The sequence below is a fragment of the Mycolicibacterium aubagnense genome (assembly GCF_010730955.1).
Lineage (GTDB): Bacteria > Actinomycetota > Actinomycetes > Mycobacteriales > Mycobacteriaceae > Mycobacterium > Mycobacterium aubagnense.
Genome location: NZ_AP022577.1, coordinates 1,357,769 through 1,375,190, shown reverse-complemented (window position 1 = coordinate 1,375,190; position 17,422 = coordinate 1,357,769). Strand labels below are relative to the sequence as shown.

General features: G+C 65.5%; 18 protein-coding genes. 12 read left to right on the top strand and 6 right to left on the bottom strand.

All coding sequences use genetic code 11. The annotated features are described in order from the left end of the window. The first annotated feature begins 6 nt into the window (after positions 1-6). The 7 genes from G6N59_RS06750 to G6N59_RS06720 all read left to right on the top strand — a co-directional run bounded on the left by G6N59_RS06750 (position 7) and on the right by G6N59_RS06720 (position 6,283). Positions 7-1,173 (top strand): acyl-CoA dehydrogenase family protein, encoded by a 1,167-nt coding sequence (locus G6N59_RS06750; protein ID WP_138231377.1) that lies wholly within the window; start codon positions 7-9, stop codon positions 1,171-1,173. Then, positions 1,173-1,931: an SDR family NAD(P)-dependent oxidoreductase gene (locus G6N59_RS06745; protein WP_138231376.1), complete on the top strand. Its 759-nt coding sequence runs from the start codon at positions 1,173-1,175 to the stop codon at positions 1,929-1,931. The genes G6N59_RS06750 and G6N59_RS06745 overlap by 1 nt, the downstream gene beginning before the upstream one ends. Further along, positions 1,928-3,154, top strand: a complete 1,227-nt coding sequence (locus tag G6N59_RS06740) for a CaiB/BaiF CoA transferase family protein (RefSeq protein ID WP_138231375.1) — start codon at positions 1,928-1,930, stop codon at positions 3,152-3,154. Before G6N59_RS06745 ends, G6N59_RS06740 begins: the two co-directional genes overlap by 4 nt. After that, positions 3,151-3,939 carry an enoyl-CoA hydratase/isomerase family protein gene (locus G6N59_RS06735; RefSeq protein ID WP_138231374.1) on the top strand — a complete coding sequence of 263 codons (789 nt, stop codon included), beginning with the start codon at positions 3,151-3,153 and terminating at the stop codon, positions 3,937-3,939. The genes G6N59_RS06740 and G6N59_RS06735 overlap by 4 nt, the downstream gene beginning before the upstream one ends. Then, positions 3,939-5,087, top strand: coding sequence for an acyl-CoA dehydrogenase family protein (locus G6N59_RS06730; RefSeq protein ID WP_138231373.1), 1,149 nt, complete (start codon positions 3,939-3,941; stop codon positions 5,085-5,087). The genes G6N59_RS06735 and G6N59_RS06730 overlap by 1 nt, the downstream gene beginning before the upstream one ends. Before the next feature lie 96 nt (positions 5,088-5,183). Further along, positions 5,184-5,786, top strand: a complete 603-nt coding sequence (locus G6N59_RS06725) for a TetR/AcrR family transcriptional regulator (protein WP_138231372.1) — start codon at positions 5,184-5,186, stop codon at positions 5,784-5,786. Further along, the gene (locus G6N59_RS06720) at positions 5,786-6,283 is read left to right on the top strand and encodes a hypothetical protein (protein ID WP_138231371.1); all 498 of its coding nucleotides are present in this window, start codon (positions 5,786-5,788) and stop codon (positions 6,281-6,283) included. The genes G6N59_RS06725 and G6N59_RS06720 overlap by 1 nt, the downstream gene beginning before the upstream one ends. Positions 6,284-6,305: 22 nt before the next feature. Here G6N59_RS06720 and G6N59_RS06715 read toward each other — a convergent pair whose 3' ends face one another. The 6 genes from G6N59_RS06715 to G6N59_RS06690 all read right to left on the bottom strand — a co-directional run bounded on the left by G6N59_RS06715 (position 6,306) and on the right by G6N59_RS06690 (position 13,201). Next, positions 6,306-7,274 (bottom strand): NADPH:quinone oxidoreductase family protein, encoded by a 969-nt coding sequence (locus G6N59_RS06715; RefSeq protein ID WP_138231370.1) that lies wholly within the window; start codon positions 7,272-7,274, stop codon positions 6,306-6,308. Then, a complete protein-coding gene (locus G6N59_RS06710) occupies positions 7,271-8,299 on the bottom strand; it encodes a phosphotransferase family protein (protein WP_138231369.1) in 1,029 nt (342 codons plus the stop codon). Before G6N59_RS06710 ends, G6N59_RS06715 begins: the two co-directional genes overlap by 4 nt. Positions 8,300-8,377: 78 nt before the next feature. Further along, a complete protein-coding gene (locus G6N59_RS06705) occupies positions 8,378-10,069 on the bottom strand; it encodes a nitric oxide reductase activation protein NorD (protein ID WP_138231368.1) in 1,692 nt (563 codons plus the stop codon). Beyond that, a complete protein-coding gene (locus G6N59_RS06700; protein ID WP_138231367.1) occupies positions 10,066-10,884 on the bottom strand; it encodes a CbbQ/NirQ/NorQ/GpvN family protein in 819 nt (272 codons plus the stop codon). Before G6N59_RS06700 ends, G6N59_RS06705 begins: the two co-directional genes overlap by 4 nt. Before the next feature lies 1 nt (position 10,885). After that, positions 10,886-12,040, bottom strand: coding sequence for a spirocyclase AveC family protein (locus G6N59_RS06695; RefSeq protein WP_138231366.1), 1,155 nt, complete (start codon positions 12,038-12,040; stop codon positions 10,886-10,888). A gap of 6 nt (positions 12,041-12,046) precedes the next feature. After that, on the bottom strand, positions 12,047-13,201 hold the full coding sequence (locus G6N59_RS06690; RefSeq protein ID WP_138231365.1) for a spirocyclase AveC family protein: 1,155 nt from the start codon (positions 13,199-13,201) through the stop codon (positions 12,047-12,049). Positions 13,202-13,291: 90 nt separating this feature from the next. On the opposite strand from G6N59_RS06690, the gene G6N59_RS06685 reads away from it, so the two are divergent. The 5 genes from G6N59_RS06685 (at position 13,292) to G6N59_RS06665 (ending at position 17,305) form a co-directional block, all read left to right on the top strand. Then, the gene (locus G6N59_RS06685; protein ID WP_138231364.1) at positions 13,292-13,894 is read left to right on the top strand and encodes a TetR/AcrR family transcriptional regulator; all 603 of its coding nucleotides are present in this window, start codon (positions 13,292-13,294) and stop codon (positions 13,892-13,894) included. A 93-nt stretch (positions 13,895-13,987) separates the two neighbouring features. Further along, positions 13,988-15,253 carry an aromatic ring-hydroxylating oxygenase subunit alpha gene (locus G6N59_RS06680; protein WP_138231363.1) on the top strand — a complete coding sequence of 422 codons (1,266 nt, stop codon included), beginning with the start codon at positions 13,988-13,990 and terminating at the stop codon, positions 15,251-15,253. Between the two features lie 2 nt (positions 15,254-15,255). Then, on the top strand, positions 15,256-15,585 hold the full coding sequence (locus tag G6N59_RS06675) for a hypothetical protein (protein ID WP_138231362.1): 330 nt from the start codon (positions 15,256-15,258) through the stop codon (positions 15,583-15,585). Beyond that, positions 15,582-16,853: a metal-dependent hydrolase family protein gene (locus tag G6N59_RS06670; RefSeq protein ID WP_138231361.1), complete on the top strand. Its 1,272-nt coding sequence runs from the start codon at positions 15,582-15,584 to the stop codon at positions 16,851-16,853. Before G6N59_RS06675 ends, G6N59_RS06670 begins: the two co-directional genes overlap by 4 nt. Further along, a complete protein-coding gene (locus G6N59_RS06665; RefSeq protein ID WP_138231360.1) occupies positions 16,853-17,305 on the top strand; it encodes a MarR family winged helix-turn-helix transcriptional regulator in 453 nt (150 codons plus the stop codon). Before G6N59_RS06670 ends, G6N59_RS06665 begins: the two co-directional genes overlap by 1 nt. The last annotated feature ends 117 nt before the right edge of the window (positions 17,306-17,422 follow it).

Here is a 17,422-nt window from a genome sequence, read left to right as displayed (position 1 = left end):
TCCGGCATGAACTTCGCGCTGTCCGAAGATCAGGAGCTCATCAGGTCATCGGTAGCGGAGTTGGCGGCCAAGTTCGACGACCACTACTGGATGGAGAAGGACCAGGCACACGAGTTCCCCCAGGAGTTCTACGACGCCATCGCCAAGGGCGGCTGGCTCGGCATGACCATCCCGGAGGAGTACGGCGGCCACGGTCTGGGCATCACCGAGGCGACGCTCCTGCTCGAGGAGGTGGCCCGATCAGGGGCCGCCATGAACGGTGCCAGCGCCATTCACCTGTCGATCTTCGGCATGCAACCGGTCGTCAAGCACGGCTCCGAGGAGATGAAGAAGGAGACGCTGCCGCGCATCGTCAACGGCGACCTGCACGTCTGCTTCGGTGTTACGGAACCGGGTGCGGGACTGGACACTTCGCGCATCACGACGTTCGCCAAGCGCGAAGGTGACAAGTACCGCATCAACGGCCGAAAAGTATGGATCTCCAAAGCCATCGAGTCGGAGAAGATCCTGCTGCTGACGCGTACCACGCCGTACGACCAGGTCACCAAGAAGACCGACGGCATGACGCTGTTCCTGACCGACCTCGACCGCAACCACGTCGACATTCGGCCGATCCGCAAGATGGGCCGGAACGCCGTCAGCTCCAACGAGGTTTTCATCGACGACCTCATGGTGCCCGAGGCCCATCGGGTCGGCGAGGAGGGTCAGGGGTTCAAGTACATCCTCGACGGCCTCAACCCGGAGCGGATGCTCATCGCTGCCGAGGCGCTCGGGATCGGACGGGTCGCGCTGGAGAAGGCGGTGAAGTACGGCAACGAGCGCCACGTCTTCAACCGCCCCATCGGGATGAATCAGGGCCTGCAGTTCCCGCTGGCCGACTCGCTGGCCCGTCTCGATGCGGCCGAGCTGATCCTGCGTAAGGCGACGTGGCTCTACGACAACGGCAAACCCTGCGGGCGTGAGGCGAATACCGCGAAATACCTCTGTGCCGACGCGGGATTCGCCGCGGCCGACCGGGCCCTGCAACTGCATGGCGGCATGGGATATTCCGAGGAGTACCACGTGTCGCGGTACTTCCGGGAATCCCGCCTGATGAAGATCGCACCGGTGAGCCAGGAGATGATCCTGAATTTCCTCGGCGAACATGTGCTCGGACTGCCGAGGAGCTACTGATGAGGACGTATTTCGACCTGACCGGGCGCGCGGCGTTGGTCACCGGTGCCGCCGGGGGAATCGGCTCGGCAGTGGCGAGCGCACTGGCGGCCGCGGGCGCCGCCGTGTTGGTCACCGATCTCGACAAAGATGCTGCCGCCGCTGTGGCAGAACGTATTTCGCAGGGGGGTGGCCGGGCTGAGTCCGCGGCGCTCGACGTCTCGGACCGCGACTCGGCGGACGCTGCGGTGGCGCAGGCGGCGGCACTGGGCGATGGGGCGCTGCACATCCTGATCAACAACGCGGGCGTCACCAAGCCCGCGATGTTCGAGAAGACGACGCAGGATGCGTTCCGGTTGCTGTTCGACATCCACGTGATGGGCGCGTTCAACGTCACGCAGGCCGCACTTTCGTACCTTCCGACGGACGGTACCGGGCGCATCGTCAATGTCACGTCGGCGGCCGGGCTGACCGGGACGCTCGGCCAGGTGAACTATTCGGCGGCCAAGGCGGGCATCATCGGTTTCACCAAATCGCTTGCGCGCGAACTCGCGACGAAGAGCATCACGGTCAACGCGCTGGCTCCGCTGGCGGCGACGCCGATGACCGAGACCATCCGCACCAACGAGAAGTTCGCGGCGAACATGATGAACCGCATCCCGATGAAGCGCTGGGCCGACCCCGACGAGGTCGCCGGTGCGTTCGTGTTCATGGCCTCGGATGCCGCGTCGTACATCACCGGCCAGGTGCTGGCGGTGGACGGTGGGATGGTCATGTGACACCTCGGGGGCAAGGGCGCAGCGACCGGGGGAAAGACGCCGCACCGCTTTCGGGCGTGACGGTGATCGCCCTCGAACAGGCCGTTTCCGCGCCGATGTGCACCCGCACCCTCGCGGACTTCGGTGCCCGGGTGATCAAGGTGGAGAACCCGAACGGCGGGGACTTCGCGCGCGATTACGACGATGTCGTCAGAGGTCAAGCGGCGCACTTCGTTTGGGCGAATCGTGGCAAGGAGTCGGTGACGCTCGATCTGAAAACCGACGACGGTCTGGCCGTGTTGCATCGACTTCTGGACGGCGCCGACGTCCTGGTGTCCAACTTGGCACCGGGCGCCACCGCGCGGCTGGGCATCTCGCCCGCCGATCTGGCCGGCTCGCATCCCCATGTGATCGCCGTCGAGATCGACGGCTACGGCGCCGGCGGACCGCTGTCCCACAAGCGGGCCTACGACCTGCTGGTGCAGGCCGAGTCGGGGACGTGCGCGATCACCGGGTCGCCCGGCGCGCCGGCCAAGCCCGGCCCACCCGTCGCGGATATCTCGTCGGGACTGTACTCGGCGCTTTCGATTCTGGCGCTGCTGTTTTCGCGTGACGCGCGGACGCGCCGCGGCGCGGCGGTGAACGTCAGCCTGTTCGACACCATGACCGAACTGATGGGCTATCCGCTGACCTACACCCAGCATTCCGGCATCGACCAGCAGCCCCTGGGCATGAGTTCGCCCGCGGTGTCGCCGTATGGGGCGTTCGCCACGGCCGACGGCCAGACCGTGGTGCTGGGCACCACCAACGACCGCGAATGGCAGCGCCTGGCGCGCGACATCATCGAGCGGCCCGACCTCGCCGCCGATGCCAGGTTCGCCACCAACTCCGGCCGGTGCGAACACCGTGACGTGCTGAACGAAGCGATCGGATCATGGTGCGCCGCCAACGATCTGGCCGACATCCAGAAGGTCGCCGACGAGGCCGGCATCGGCAACTCCCGCTACAACCTGCCCAGCGAGGTGCTGGTGCACCCGCAACTGTCCGAGCGCGACCGGTGGCGCCGGGTCGACACGCCCGCGGGTCCGATCGACGCCATCCTGCCGCCGCCCATCATCGAAGGCTTCGAGTTCCCGATGGGTGCGGTGCCCGGTCTCGGCCAGCACACCGACGCCATCCTGACCGAACTCGGGTTCACCGCCGGGGAGATCGCCGGGCTGCGCGGGCGCGGTGCCGTCGGATGAGTGTGCTGCTCCGCGAGGACCGTGACGGCGTCCGCACCTTGACACTGAACCGTCCGGAACGCAAGAACGCCATCAACCCCGAACTATGGGTGCGGCTGGCGGAGGAGCTGCATGCGGCGGACCGCGATCCCGGGCTGCGGGCGGTGGTACTCACCGGCGCCGGGGGAGCATTCTGCTCAGGGGCGGACATCTCCGAGCCCGAGGACATCCACCCACTGCGCAAACTGCAGAAGCTCACCGATGTCGCGGTGGCGCTGCATGAGCTGTCGTTGCCCACCATCGCGAAGGTCACCGGCGTCGCGGTCGGCGCGGGCTGGAACCTGGCGCTCGGGTGCGATTTCGTGGTCGCCACCCCGGAATCGCGGTTTTCCCAGATCTTTTCGAGGCGCGGGCTGTCTCTCGACCTCGGCGGCTCCTGGCTGTTGCCCAAGATCGTCGGCCTCCAGCAGGCCAAAAGGCTTGCACTGCTGGCCGAGACGATCGACGCCGATGAGGCCCAGGCGCTCAGTCTGGTGACCTGGGTGGTGTCGGGGGCCGAGATCGACGGCTTCGTCGACGATCTCGCCGCGCGACTGGCGGCGGGCCCACCGGTGGCGCTCGGTCAGGCCAAGGCCTTGCTGAACCAGGGCGCCGACGCCACCCTCCGGGAAGCGCTGGCCAACGAATCCCGATCCCAGGCAGTCAATTTCGCCACCGCGGATGCCGCGGAGGCGTATGCGGCATTCGCCGCCAAACGCGAACCGACGTTCACCGGCCGGTGGGCCGTGCCCAGATTGGAGTCTTGATGCGCCGCGATCTGTTCACCGAAGACCACGAGTCCTTCCGGAAGTTGGTCCGCGACTTCGTCGCCAAGGAGGTGGAGCCATCCTTCGCCGATTGGGAGAAGGCCGGTCAGATGCCCCGTTCGATCTTCGAGAAGATGGGCTCGCTGGGGATGCTCGGCATGGCCATCCCCGAGGAGTACGGGGGATCGGGACTGCCCGACTACCGCTACAACGTCGTGCTGCAAGAAGAAGCGGCGCGCGCGCTCGTCACGCTCTCGACGGTCCGTACCCAGCTCGACGTGATTCTGCCGTACTTCCTGCGCTACGCCAACGACAAACAGTGCGCTCGTTGGTTTCCCGGCCTGGCGGCCGGCACCTTGCTGACGGCCGTCGCGATGACCGAGCCCGGTACGGGTTCCGATCTCGCCGGGGTGCGGACCACCGCGGTCCGCGACGGTGACACCTTCGTCCTCAACGGCGCCAAGACGTTCATCACCGGTGGGCTGCTGGCCGACCTGGTGATCGTGGTGGCCCGTACCTCTACTGATCCGGAGAACCGCCGGCGCGGATTGTCGTTGATCGTCGTGGAGGACGGCATGCCGGGCTTCGAAAAGGGCCGGGTGCTGGACAAGATGGGCTGTAAGGAGCAGGACACTGTCGAACTCGCCTTCACCGATGTGCGGGTCCCGGCGGCCAACCTGCTGGGGGAGGAGGGCGAGGCGTTCGGCTACCTCGGCCACAACCTGCCGCAGGAGCGGATGACGGTCGCCGTCGGGTCTGTCTGCCAGGCGCGTGCCGCGGTGGCAACGACCATCGAATATGTCAAGGAGCGCAAGGCTTTCGGCACGCCGGTGGCGTCATTCCAGAACACCAAGTTCGAACTCGCCGCGATGTCGGCCGAGATCGAGGCGGCCCAGACCATGATCGACAAGGCCGTCTCCGAGCTGAATGCAGGCGAGCTGTCCGGCGCCGACGCGGCGCGCGTCAAGCTGTTCTGCACCGAGGTTCAGGCCCGCGTGGTCGACCGCTGCGTCCAGTTGTTCGGCGGGTACGGCTACATGCTCGAATACCCGATCACGCGGCTGTACATGAATGCTCGCGTGGCGCGAATCTATGCAGGTACGAGCGAGGTGATGAAGCTGATCATCGCGAAGTCGCTGGGCCTGTGACCGCTCAGCGGAAACAATTCCGCTGAGACCCTTGTCACACCGGCCAAACCAACCTACTGTGTGTTCACTAGGTTGGTTTGGCCGAAGGGAGCAGGCGTGACGGAGCCTCGTCCCTACGCCGCGCTCTTCGCCAAGGGTGACGACCGCAAGGCGCGGATCCTCGAGGTTGCGCAACGTCTGCTGGCCCGAAATGGTTGGCGCAGTACGTCATTGGCTCAGATCGCCCGCGAGGCGGGGGTGACGCCTGCCGGCCTGCTGCACCACTTCGAATCCAAGGAGCAGCTGCTGCATGCAGTGCTCGACGCCCGCGACGCCGACGACGACGCTCATGCCGACCGCAGTGGCGACCTGATCGAAGAACTGATGCACGTACCGGAGCGGTTCGAACGGTCGCCGGAACTCGTCGGCACGTTCGCTGTGCTGTTGGTCGAGAACATCCTGCCCGACGCCCCGTTGCATGACCGCATGCACCTGCGCTACCGGGCCGCGCTCAAAATCCTCAGCGACGGCATCCGGGAAGCCCAAGAGGCGGGCCGCTATCGCAGCGACATGGACCCCGCCGTCAAGGCGGTACAGATTTTGGCCTTTGTCAACGGAATGGAGACATTATGGTTACTCGATCCTTCGATGCCGGTGACCGACGTGTTCAAGGACTACGTGGAGTCGTTGCGCCGGGAGCTCGCTCCGACGGTCCCCTGATGCGGTATCGCCTCGACGTCGTCGCCGCCACGGTGGCGGAGGCCGTCGAGAATGCCGGTGGCTGGTTGTTCGACCGAGTGACGGCAGGCTGGGATGTCACCGTGCTGATCGCTGATGGCGACGAGGATGACCGCCCGCTGCAGATCCTGGGTGTCCATGCCGCGGAACTCGACTCGGCATTCGTCGAGGGCAGGACCCGGCCGCACCCGCAGACGGTCGCCGTCGCGGCCCACCTGTTCGACACCGACGCGCGGGTGCGCACGGGAGTGCTGGCGGCGTTGGCGGCCGGTCAGACCGAGGTCACGTTGTGGGGCGAGGCGTGTCCTGCCGAGTTGCCCGGCATCGATATCGTTCATCATGAATTGAGCGCTGCGGCACGGGCTTTCAAATCGCAAGCGCTGGCCGCCTGTGGCGTTCAGCGGGCGGTGAACTCGGTCGAGACGTTCCGCATCGGCATGATGGCCTCGGTTGCCGCGGACCTCGTTCCGGCGAGCTGACGTCCGAGCGAGACTGCTCGCGCTAGCTGGTGACCTCGATGAGGACCTTGCCGATGGCCTTGCCGTCGGCAACCAGGCGCAGGGCCCGCGCGGCGTCGTCGAGCGGGAAGACGGCGCCGACGTGGGGCACGACCTGCCCAGCGGTCAGTAGTTCGGTGAGTTCCGTTCGGTTGCGATGGAATTCGCCGGGCGGGATGTCGCGGAGCTGGAAGCCGATGATGTGCACGCCCTTGACGAGCACGAGATTCAGTGGGATGCGGGGGATGACACCCGACGCGAAGCCGACGGTGACGAAGCGGCCACCGGGCCGCAATGATCGCAGCGCTGGTTCGGCGACAGCGCCCCCGACCGGGTCGATGACCGCGTGCGCGCCGTCGGGGACGGCCTGACGCAAGGCGCCGCGCAGGTCCGAAGTGCCGTGCTTCACCAGGTGGACGGCGCCGTATGACGCTGCCGCCGAGAGCTTTTCATCCGATGACGCCACCGCCGTGACCGTCGCGCCGAGCAGGACCCCCAGTTGCACGGCAGCCAACCCGACACCGCCCCCGGCGCCCAGCACCACGAGGTCCTGCCCGGCGTCGACTTGCGCCGCGGACCGCAGTGCGTGGTAGGCGGTGCCGTGGGCGACGCCGTATGCGGCGGCGGTCCGGTCGTCGACGCCGTCGGGGATGCGGGTCAGTCCGGCGGCGGGCGCCACCACCTCCTCGGCGAAGGCGCCATGCAGTGCGGCACCGGATACCCGGTCGCCGACCGCGAAATCGCCTGCGGCGTTGGCGACTTCGATGATGATGCCGGCAAATTCGCTACCCGGCACGAACGGGGTGGGCACACTCACCTGGTACTGATTCGCGATGAACAGCACGTCGGGAAAGTTCACCGCGGCAACGTTGACGCGGATCCGCACCTGCCCCGTGTCCAAGGCGGGCGCCGGGACGTCATCGACGCGGACCACCTCTGGCGGCCCGTAACCGGGGCAGACGACGGCTTTCACCGGTAGTCGCTGGACTCGGCGAGTTCGGCCGCTTCGCGCATCAGCGAAGTGATGACAGGTCCATAGGCGAGGAGTTTCTCATTGTCACCGGCTCGCTGGAAGCCCTGCTCCAGCACGATCGCCAGCTTCCACTTGGCCAGCACGAGGTAGTAGTCGAGGTCGTCGACCTGGCGTCCGGAAACCTCGGCGTAGTGGTCGACGATCTTTGTGCGCGAAGGCATCCCGCGCATATCGACGTAGTTCATGGCCGACGGCACATCGGTATTCTCCGGCCAGCTCTGCACCATCCAACCCAGATCCAGCTTGGGATCGCCAACCGTACCCATCTCCCAGTCGACGATCGCGGCCATCGTTGCCGGTGCGCCGTGCCGGTACATCACATTGGCGAACTGGTAGTCGCCGTGCATGAGCCCCGGGATGAAGTCGAGGGGACGGTGATTGCGCAGCCACTCGGTGGTGACGCCCAGGCCGTCGATCTGTCGGCCCTGGATGCGCTCGAAGAAGGCGGTCCAGCGATCGACCTGGCGCTCATGGAAATCGTCGGGGCGACCAAGGTCGTGCAGGCCCTTGGCTTTCCAATCGACCTTGGACAGTAGGGCGATGCCTTCGGCCAGTTGATACGACAGACCGGCACGCGCGTCGACGTCGCTGCGGAATGGGTCGGGCCATACGCCGTGCTGGTCCATGGGCGACCAACCGTCGACATGGCCCATCAAATAGAACGGCCGGCCGAGTACCGTCGCGTCCTCGCACACCCCCACCGCTGCGGTGTGCGGCACCTCGGTGCCGTCGAGGGCTTCGATGATGCGCCACTCACGCAGGATGCCCTTGTCGCGGTCGGCCGGAGCCTCCGGTGGCGGCATGCGGAGGACGCAGGTGTGGTCGCCGCGCGTGATCCGGTAGATGACGTTCTGCGTGCCGCCGGACAGGTATGTGGCTTCGAGGGGTTCGCCTGTGCCGGGTAATCCCGACCGGTCCATCCAATCAGCAAGGTGCGCAACGTCGATCACAGGTTCCCCACTCATTCGACCTCATGACGAGATAGTCGTCTTCTCAGTCATATCGCACTGCCGGGAAAATGTTAAGTACTTGATACCTGCGGTCTAACTGCCCGCCGGTTTCGGTGCGGCCAACTCGCGCAGGGACGACAGGAACAGCTCATCCATGCGCGGGCTCAGCTCGGCCAGGGTGCCGGCACTGGCATGGCTGGCGGAGCCGAAGACGCGTTCGAGGGCTTCGGTCTCACTGGCGCCGCCGATCGAAAGGCACAGGCAGGCAACGCCGTCCAGGCGCAACTCTTCGAGTGCTTTGTGCGCGTCGGCTTCTGCATAGCGGCCCTCGTAGCCGTCGTCGTAGGGGAATCCGTCGGACAGGACGAGGAGCAGCCGGTTCGGTGTGCCCGCCTGCTCCTTGAGGATTTCGCCGCCGCCACGGATCGCGGCGCCCAGCCGGGTATAGCCGGACGGCTCAAGCTGATTCAGCCGAGCGCATCCCACGGCGCCGAACCGCTGCCCGAATGGCTTGATCGCAGGCAGGTGGACGGCGTGGCGGCCCCGCGACCGGAAACCGTAGACGGCCACGCGGTCGCCGAGCTCTTCGAGCACGGCGGCCATGGTGGCAGCCGCCCGGCGCTGGTGTTCATGGACGGCCAGTCCGTCGGAGTCGGTCTCGGTTGCCGAACCCGAGGCATCGACCAAGATGAGCACGCCGAGATTACGCGAGAGCTTGCGCTGCTCCAGATACACGTGCTCAGGCGGCGAGAAGCCGGAGCGGAGGTCGACGAACAGGTCGATCAGCGCTTCGAGGTCCAGCTCGTCGCCGTCGGCTCGGCCACGAAGAACTTTGGGACCGAGCCCGATTCGAGACAGCCGTCGCCGCAGCACATCGTCGTGCGGGACCCCGGCAGCGGACACATCTGCGGCGGCGGTCAGCGGAAAGTCGATGACCCGGCACCAGTCCTCTTTGTACCGGCCCGCGAAGACGTCCCACTCCGGATGGAGAGCGCCGCCGACTCCCAGCGTGGCACCGGGACGGCGGTCGTCGGTGAAGCGGATCTGCGTGGGTAAGGGCCGTGCATCGGGGCCGACCTTGCCGACCCGCCGAACGCTGCCGATCTGCATCTCGGCGCCGGCGTTGTCCTCGCCCTTCGATCGCGAGCTGCCGAACAGCTTGGACAGGAAATCAGACATCGTTCGCGACGCCATTGGCGCTTCGAAAAGCTTGAGGATCTTGCTGTCCTCTGAGTCTTCTGCTTCCCCGTCCGATTCATCGTCGCCCAGTTCCTCCTGAACCTCCGGCACCTCGAATTTCAGCTGCAGGTCCTTGTCGGTCGGGCGCGCGCCGGGACCCATCGGCGAGGCCAGCAGCCGAGAAGGTTTGATGACGCCGAACCAGTCCGGCGCGTCCTCGACGGCCGTGCGGCCCTTGGCGATCCGCAGTGACTGGCCGGCACTGCCCGTGTGAGGTTCGCCGGCACCGAGTTCGGCGGCGAGTGGCAGGTCGCGGGATAGTTCGGCCAGCACCCGGCGACCTTCCAGCGCCAGGTAGCGTCGCGCCACCGCAGGACGGCCGCGGAGCGACTTCAGCATGGCCGCATCGAGGCTGCCCGCGCCGAGTAGCGCGCTCTGCACCAGCACCTCGCTGCGCTGCTGTGCGGGCGGCGCCGCGGAGACGTAGACGACCTGGCCATCGGTATACGCGGCACCACCCTCCCGCGCCGCGGCGATATCGACCGGTCGGCCCGCGACATGGGTGGCGAGGAGCCGAAACTGCTCGGGGCCGGCAGAATCGGTCACGGCCGGGGGAGGACGGCGTCCGCGAGCTCGCCGAGGGCGCGGACGATGTCGTGGTCGTCGGAGAGCACCTTGACGACCGCCGACTGGACGGCAGTGCGCATGCTGAGTCCTTCCGCGACGAGTTCGCCGGCCAGAATCAACATGCGGGTGGACGCCACTTCGCGAAGCGGTGAGCCGTCCAGGTTGCGGATGGCGTTGCCGAATTTGACCAGACCACGTGCGGTTTCGGCATCGATGCCGGCCTCGTGCATCACAATTTCCGTCTCGGCGGCGGCCGGCGGGAAGTCGAGCTCGATGGCGACGAACCGTTGCCGGGTGGACTCCTTGATGTTCTTCAGGACACTCTGATAGCCGGGATTGTAGGAGATGACGAGCTGAAAGCCCGGTGCCGCGGGCAGCGTGACGCCGAGCCGGTCGACCGGCAGCTCGCGGCGGTGGTCGGCGAGTGGATGGATGACGACGGTGGTGTCCTGGCGCGCCTCCACGATCTCGTCGAGGTAGCAGATGGCGCCGTCGCGAACCGCCCGCGTCAACGGCCCGTCCACCCAGACGGTTTCACCGCCCTTCAGCAGGAACCTGCCGACGAGGTCTGCCGACGTCATGTCCTCGTGGCCGGCGACGGTGATCAGGTCTCGCCCGAGTTCGTGCGCCATCGCCTCGACGAAGCGGGTCTTCCCGCATCCCGTCGGGCCTTTCAGCAGCACCGGCAGTCCCCGGCGGGACGCCGCGCGGAAGACCTCCACCTCGTCGCCGATGGCGCGGTAGAACGGTGCGTTCGGCACCGGTCTGACAACTGCAGAAGTGTTGTTCAGCAAGTCATTTGCCCTTCTCGACGGGAACGAGTTTCGGAAGTGTGACACCGTCGGGCGTCACCAGCTGCCCGTGGATGTTGACGTAGCTCGAGTTCTGCAGCGGAATCGGGATCGACGGATCGGGACAGGCCCGGTCGGTGCCGTCGCCGCAGACACCCATCAGGAAGTACGAGCGCTTCAAGAGGTCCTCGGGCCACGGATCCTGATGCATGGCGAACCACTGGGCGGGCAGGTTGTACAGGATGAAGAAGAATGCGCTGCAGGCGGCGAAGATCGCCAGGAAGCGCGTGATCTGTTGCGTCACAAAGCTACCGCGCACGGTGTCCAGCCCGCGTTCGACGAAGGTGCGGCCGCGGTCGTCGGTGAAGTAGCGCAGGCAGCACAGGCCCGCCTGCACGCCGCCCCACATGAGCCCTTCGTAGATCGGCCACTGATAGTAGGTTCCGGGATTGACCGACAGGGCCCGGATGGCACCCGGATAGGTGAACAGCCCCATCGGCATGAGGAACAGGCCCTCGATCACGAAATCGAAGAAGAACGTCCACACGATCACGACGCCGATCAGACCGAGCATATTGATTCTGGGCCACTTGGACTTTGCCTTGCGCATCACCCAGCAGCCGAGCATCGTGCACAGCAGGACGAAGCAGTAGCCGGGTGCGTTCATCAGGAATGGTTCGGCCATCATGCGGCCGGGCTCGCCGAACGACATCCAGCCGGGGACGTCCTGCACCCACGAACCTCGGTTCCACATCCAGGTGTTGTAGGTGCTCCACGTGTTGACGTAGTTCAGCAACGGATCCTGGAAGAACAGCAGGCCGCACGCGATCAGTAGCATGCCGTCGAGCGTGATGCGCCGCTCCCGCCGCCAGGGGCGGATGATGAACCACCACACCGCAACCGGCAATCCGACGATGATGACACCCGTCCAGGTGAACAGGATGGCCTTCATATACGTCGGTGGGTCACTCGGCCCTGCCGGGACGCGCTCGAAGTTCGGCCCCGTCACCCACCGGGTCCAGACGTAGAGCTGGAACGCCAGGATCGCCCCGCCGACCGCGGCCCAGATGCGCACGGGAGTGATCTTGGGAGGTGAGCCGAGGGCTACCCCGCTGAGCGGTTCGGTGACGACTGCCCGTTTCTGCGACAGATCACTCATGCGGCCTCACTTCCCGGTTTGGACGGGGGCGTCCTTGGGCATCTCTGTGCCCGGTGGGAGGACGAGCTTGCCGTCGACGTTGATGTATCCGGAGCGCTTGGTCGGCATGGGCAGCACCGGGTTCGGGCACGGAGTGTTCTCGTCGCAGACGCTCTGGCTGAAGTACGACCGCTTCTGCACGTCCTCGGGCCACGGGTCGGAGTGCAGGCCGAACCACTGGGCGGGCACGTTGTACAGGAAGAAGAACGCGGCACTGCAGGCGGCGAAGATCGCCAGGAACCGGACCATCTGCTGCCGGAACACCCCGCCGCGAACGTGGTCCAGCCCGCGCTCGACGACCGTGCGACCGCGGTCATCGGTGAAGAACCGCAGGCAGCACAGCGTTGTCATGACGGCGCCCCACATGAGTCCTTCGTATACCGGCCATTGGTAGTAGGTACCGGCATTGATCGACACTGCGCGAATCGCGCCGGGATATACGAAGAGCCCGATCGGCGCCAGGATCAGTCCCTCCATGACGAAGTCGAAGAAGAAGCAGAAAACGTATGTCGCACAGATCAATCGGAAGTTGCTGATGTTCGGCCAGCGCGACTTGATCTTGCGCATCGCGAAACAGCCGACCATCAACGTCACCAGCACCATGCCGTAGCCGGGCATGTTGATGGGAAGCGGTTCGCCCACTTGGTGTCCCGGCGATTCGGGGGAGACCCAGCTGGGGATATTCGACGTCCAGGAGCCCATGTTCCAGATCCACATGTTGTACGTGCACCAGGTGTTGGTGTAGTTGAGCAGGGGATCCTGGAAGAAGAACAGGGCGCACGAGACGAACAGCATGCCGTCGAGCGTGATGCGCCGCTCGCGCAGCCAGGGCCTGATGAGGAACCACCAGACGGCGGTGGGGAATGCCACCACCATGAAGGCGCAGTTCACCATGAGCATGACCTTCATGTAGGTCGGCGGGTCGGTCGGGCCGCCGGGTACCCGGACGAAATATGGCCCGGTGACCCAGCGGGTCCAGACATAAATCTGGAAGAGCAGCAGGGCGCCGCCGAAGAACGCCCAGATCTTGACTGGCGCCGACGGGGCTTGGCTGCCACCGAGATTCGCGGATCCGTCCAGCGACTCGGTGACAGTGGATTTCTTGCTCAGCAGTTCACTCACGAGGCCTCCTCGAGTTCGTGTTGTCTTGAAGATACTCACTGGTATCTCAGTTTCCAATAGGAATCTGGGAATCTATGGCAGAATTTTTTCATGGTGGAGCGTTGGACGCGGGAGCGGCGACTGGAACACACGCGTTCGCTGCTGTTGAATGCAGCTGAGGACGTCTTCGCCGAAAAGGGCTTCACGCCAGCAACTCTCGATGAGATCGCGTCGGTTGCCGGCTATACCAAGGGGGCGATTTACAAGCACTTCGCCACCAAGGAAGATCTGTTCCTCGCGGTCAACGACCGCTACTGGCGCCAATACTTCGACAAATTCGCGGAAGTGATGTCGAGGTCGGAACGTGTCGGAGCGCACGAGCGCGACGAGATCGCCGAACGCTGGCTGGAGCTGAGCCGTGGCCGCGGTGCCGAGCATGCCGCATTGGGGTACGAGTTCACCCTCTATCTCCTGCGCAACCCAGAGGTGCGAGATCGAGTGGCGGCCAGGCGATCTGAGGTGGTGGAGGCGTTGGCCGGCTTCATCGTCGAGGGTGTCGACCGCCTGGGCGGGACGCTGCTGATACCGGCGGTCACGTTCGCCCAGATTCTCCTCGCCACCAGCGATGCCATCGTCTTGAGCAACGAGCTCGACGGCGTCGACCTGTTCCGGCCGGTCGTCGACATGTACGTGTCGGCGATCAAGTTCGCCTGACGAGGCGCTGGCGACGTCGAGTATCAACTACTTGTCATTGGGGCATCGGGCAGATACCGTCGGCTGTGTCGTCACGTCGAGGAGGAGTGCGCCATGGCCCGGTTCCCCAAACCGCCCGAAGGCAGTTGGACTGAACACTATCCGCGACTGGGCACCGAACCGGTGTCGTACGAGGACTCCATCAGTCCCGAGCAGTACGAGATCGAACGCAAGGCGGTGTTCAAGCGTGCGTGGCTGAATGTCGGTCGTGTCGAACAACTTCCGCGCAAAGGCAGCTACTTCACCAAAGAGCTCAAGGTCGTGAACACCTCGATCATCGTGGTCCGCAACAATGCCGGCGAGGTGAAGGCCTTTCACAACATCTGCCGCCACCGGGGCAACAAGCTGGTGTGGAACGACATGCCGCTGGAGGAGACCAAGGGCTTCTGTAAGCAGTTCACCTGCAAGTACCACGCCTGGCGGTACGACCTCGACGGCAACCTGACGTTCGTGCAGCAGGAGGGTGAGTTCTTCGACCTGGACAAAGGCCGGTACGGGCTGGTGCCCGTGCACTGTGACGTCTGGGAGGGCTTCATCTTCGTCAACTTCGCCTCCCAACCGGAGCAGTCGCTGCGCGATTTTCTCGGCCCCATGATCCTGGGTCTGGAGGGCTATCCGTTCGAGAAACTGACCTCGAAGTTCACCTATCGCTCTGAGGTCAAAGCGAATTGGAAGCTCTACATGGACGCGTTCCAGGAGTTCTACCACGCACCGGTACTGCATGCGAACCAGTCGCCGACCAACTATTCGAAGGCAGCGGCCCAGGCCGGTTTCGAGGCGCCGCACTACCGCATCGACGGGCCGCACCGGCTGGTCAGCACCTCCGGTGTCCGCGTCTGGGAGATGGGCGCCGAGATGCGCAAGCCCATGGAGGACATCTGCCAGAGCGGGTTGTTCGGGCCGTGGGATTCACCCGATCTGGGGGAGCTGCCCGCCGGCCTGAATCCGGCGAAATGTGATCCGTGGGGCCTGGATTCGTTCCAGTTGTTCCCGAACTTCGTCGTGCTGTTCTGGGGGCAGGGCTGGTACCTGACCTATCACTACTGGCCGACGTCGTACAACACGCATCTCTTCGAATGCACGCTGTACTTCCCGCAGGCACGCAGTCCCCGCGAACGCATCGGGCAGGAGCTCGCGGCGGTGACGTTCAAGGAGTACGGCCTGCAGGACGCCAACACGCTGGAGGCCACCCAGACCATGGTCGAGTCCCGCACCGTCAACGAATTCCTGTTGTGTGACCAAGAAGTACTGATCCGGCACCTGCACCACGAAACCGCCGCCTGGATCGAGGAGTACCAGCGCAAGACCGCGGGGGTCTGACCATGACGGTGAATCTGCCGGCCGAATTTGCCGACCTGGAGCCATTTTCCGAGTGGTGCCTGCCGACCGAGGCCCAGCGCTACGCCAAGCGGTTGGACAGCTCCATGGCGCAGATGCAGGCGTTCTACGACGCGATCACCCCACGAGCAGAAGATGCCATCGCGTTCTGTGACAAGTTCAGCCTCGACGACATGCCCGAGGACGTCCTGAACCTCATGCACCTGCTCTACTCCATGATCATGGTGTCGTTCCCCGTCGAGTGCTGGAAACAGCCCCGCGTTCCCGACTCCGGGGCCACGAAGCTCGACTGCGTCTACGAACCGATCCCATGACGGCGCCAGTGGCAGAGCTGACTGTGCTGCGGGCTGCCCGGTGGGCCGACGTCGACAGCGGCGAGGTGCGGTCACCGGCCGTCATCGTGGTCGAGGGCAACCGCATCAAGGCCGTCAATCCTGTTGAGCCATTGCCGGATTCGGCCGTCGTCATCGATCTCGGTGACGTGACGTTGCTGCCGGGCCTGATGGACATGGAGCTCAACCTGCTGATCGGTGGCCCCGGAGGGCCGGAAGGGCTGCCGAGCCCGATGCACGGCGTGCAGGATGATCCGGCATACCGGACGCTGCGCGGCGCCGTCAATGCCCGCGCCACGCTGGACGCCGGTTTCACCACCGTGCGCAACCTCGGGTTGATGGTCAAGACTGGTGGCTACCTGCTGGATGTCGCCCTCATGCGGGCCATCGACCAGGGCTGGCATGTCGGCCCTCGCATCTATCCGGCCGGACACGCGGTGACGCCGTACGGTGGCCACCTCGACCCGACGGTGTTCCAGCGCCTGGCGCCGGGCATCATGCCGCTGTCGGTCGGGGAGGGCATCGCCAACGGCGTCGATGAGGTCCGGGCCTGCGTGCGCTACCAGGTTCGGCACGGCGCCAAGCTGATCAAGGTGTCCGCCTCGGGTGGCGTGATGTCACACAGCACCGCTCCGGGTGCGCAGCAGTATTCCGACGACGAGTTCGCCGCGATCGCCGACGAGGCGCACCGCGCGGGAGTGCGCGTGGCTGCACACGCGGTGGGGGACACTGCGATTCGGGCCTGCATCCGCGCCGGCATCGACTGCATCGAGCACGGCTTCCTGGCGACCGACGACACCATCCAATTGATGGCCGACACCGGCACGTTCCTGGTTTCGACCACCTACCTCACCGAGGCCATGGCCGTCGACCGCATCGCGCCCGAGCTGCGCAGAAAGGCCGAGGTGGTGTTTCCGCAGGCGCAGGCGATGCTGCCGAAGGCCATCGCCGCCGGCGTACGCATCGCCTGCGGAACCGATGCGCCGGCCGTTCCACACGGGCAGAACGCGAAGGAGTTGTGCGCGCTCGTCGACCGCGGCATGACGCCGATGCAGGCCATCCGCGCGGCCACGGTGACCAGCGCCGAGCTCATTGACGCCGACGACGAACTCGGACGTCTGGCCGCCGGCTACCGCGCGGATATCGTGGCCGTCCCCGGCGACGTCTCCCGCAATATCGCCAGTACGCTGGACGTGCGCTTCGTGATGAAAGACGGGCAAATCTACAAGCAGGTGGACGGAGGTGCGTAGTGGACTTGGACCAAAACCTCCTCTGGTACCTCAAGCAGGCCTTCTACTTCTCGCTGACGTCGGTGAACGAAGCCGTCAGTAGTCACGGGGTCAGCACTGCCCAGATCGGTGTCCTGCGCCAACTCGCCAACGAGCCGGGGCTGTCCGGCGCGGACCTGGCGCGCCGTTTGCTCATCACGCCGCAGGGCGTGCAGTTGGCGCTGAAGGCACTCGAAGACCGTGGACTCGTGGAGCGCAAGGCCGATCCCCAACATGCCCGCATCTTGCAGGCCTTCCTGACCGATCAGGGGCGCAAGACCGCCGCCGCGGTCGTCAGCGACGCGGTGCAGGCGCACGAAGCGGTGTTCGGCGTGCTCACCGCCGACGAGCAGGAGACCCTGAAGCGGCTGCTCACGCGCGTCGTCGAGCAGGGCACCGGGCACAAGCTGATCGACGATCACGTGGGCGACTGAGCGCTACCGCGCAATCGACTGCCCGTCGCGTTCACCCTCACATCTCGGTGCGCACCACTCGCACTTTTGCGCCCTGAATACAGGGTCAACGACGTGGGCCAACCCAATAAACGTGGA

Coding starts and splice junctions, on each gene's coding strand:
- G6N59_RS06685 (WP_138231364.1), top strand. CDS start 13,292: ATGGTGGAGCGTTGGACGCGGGAGCGGCGACTGGAACACACGCGTTCG.
- G6N59_RS06735 (WP_138231374.1), top strand. CDS start 3,151: ATGAGTGTGCTGCTCCGCGAGGACCGTGACGGCGTCCGCACCTTGACA.
- G6N59_RS06750 (WP_138231377.1), top strand. CDS start 7: ATGAACTTCGCGCTGTCCGAAGATCAGGAGCTCATCAGGTCATCGGTA.
- G6N59_RS06680 (WP_138231363.1), top strand. CDS start 13,988: ATGGCCCGGTTCCCCAAACCGCCCGAAGGCAGTTGGACTGAACACTAT.
- G6N59_RS06720 (WP_138231371.1), top strand. CDS start 5,786: ATGCGGTATCGCCTCGACGTCGTCGCCGCCACGGTGGCGGAGGCCGTC.
- G6N59_RS06745 (WP_138231376.1), top strand. CDS start 1,173: ATGAGGACGTATTTCGACCTGACCGGGCGCGCGGCGTTGGTCACCGGT.
- G6N59_RS06730 (WP_138231373.1), top strand. CDS start 3,939: ATGCGCCGCGATCTGTTCACCGAAGACCACGAGTCCTTCCGGAAGTTG.
- G6N59_RS06670 (WP_138231361.1), top strand. CDS start 15,582: ATGACGGCGCCAGTGGCAGAGCTGACTGTGCTGCGGGCTGCCCGGTGG.
- G6N59_RS06675 (WP_138231362.1), top strand. CDS start 15,256: ATGACGGTGAATCTGCCGGCCGAATTTGCCGACCTGGAGCCATTTTCC.
- G6N59_RS06710 (WP_138231369.1), bottom strand. CDS start 8,299: ATGAGTGGGGAACCTGTGATCGACGTTGCGCACCTTGCTGATTGGATG.
- G6N59_RS06695 (WP_138231366.1), bottom strand. CDS start 12,040: ATGAGTGATCTGTCGCAGAAACGGGCAGTCGTCACCGAACCGCTCAGC.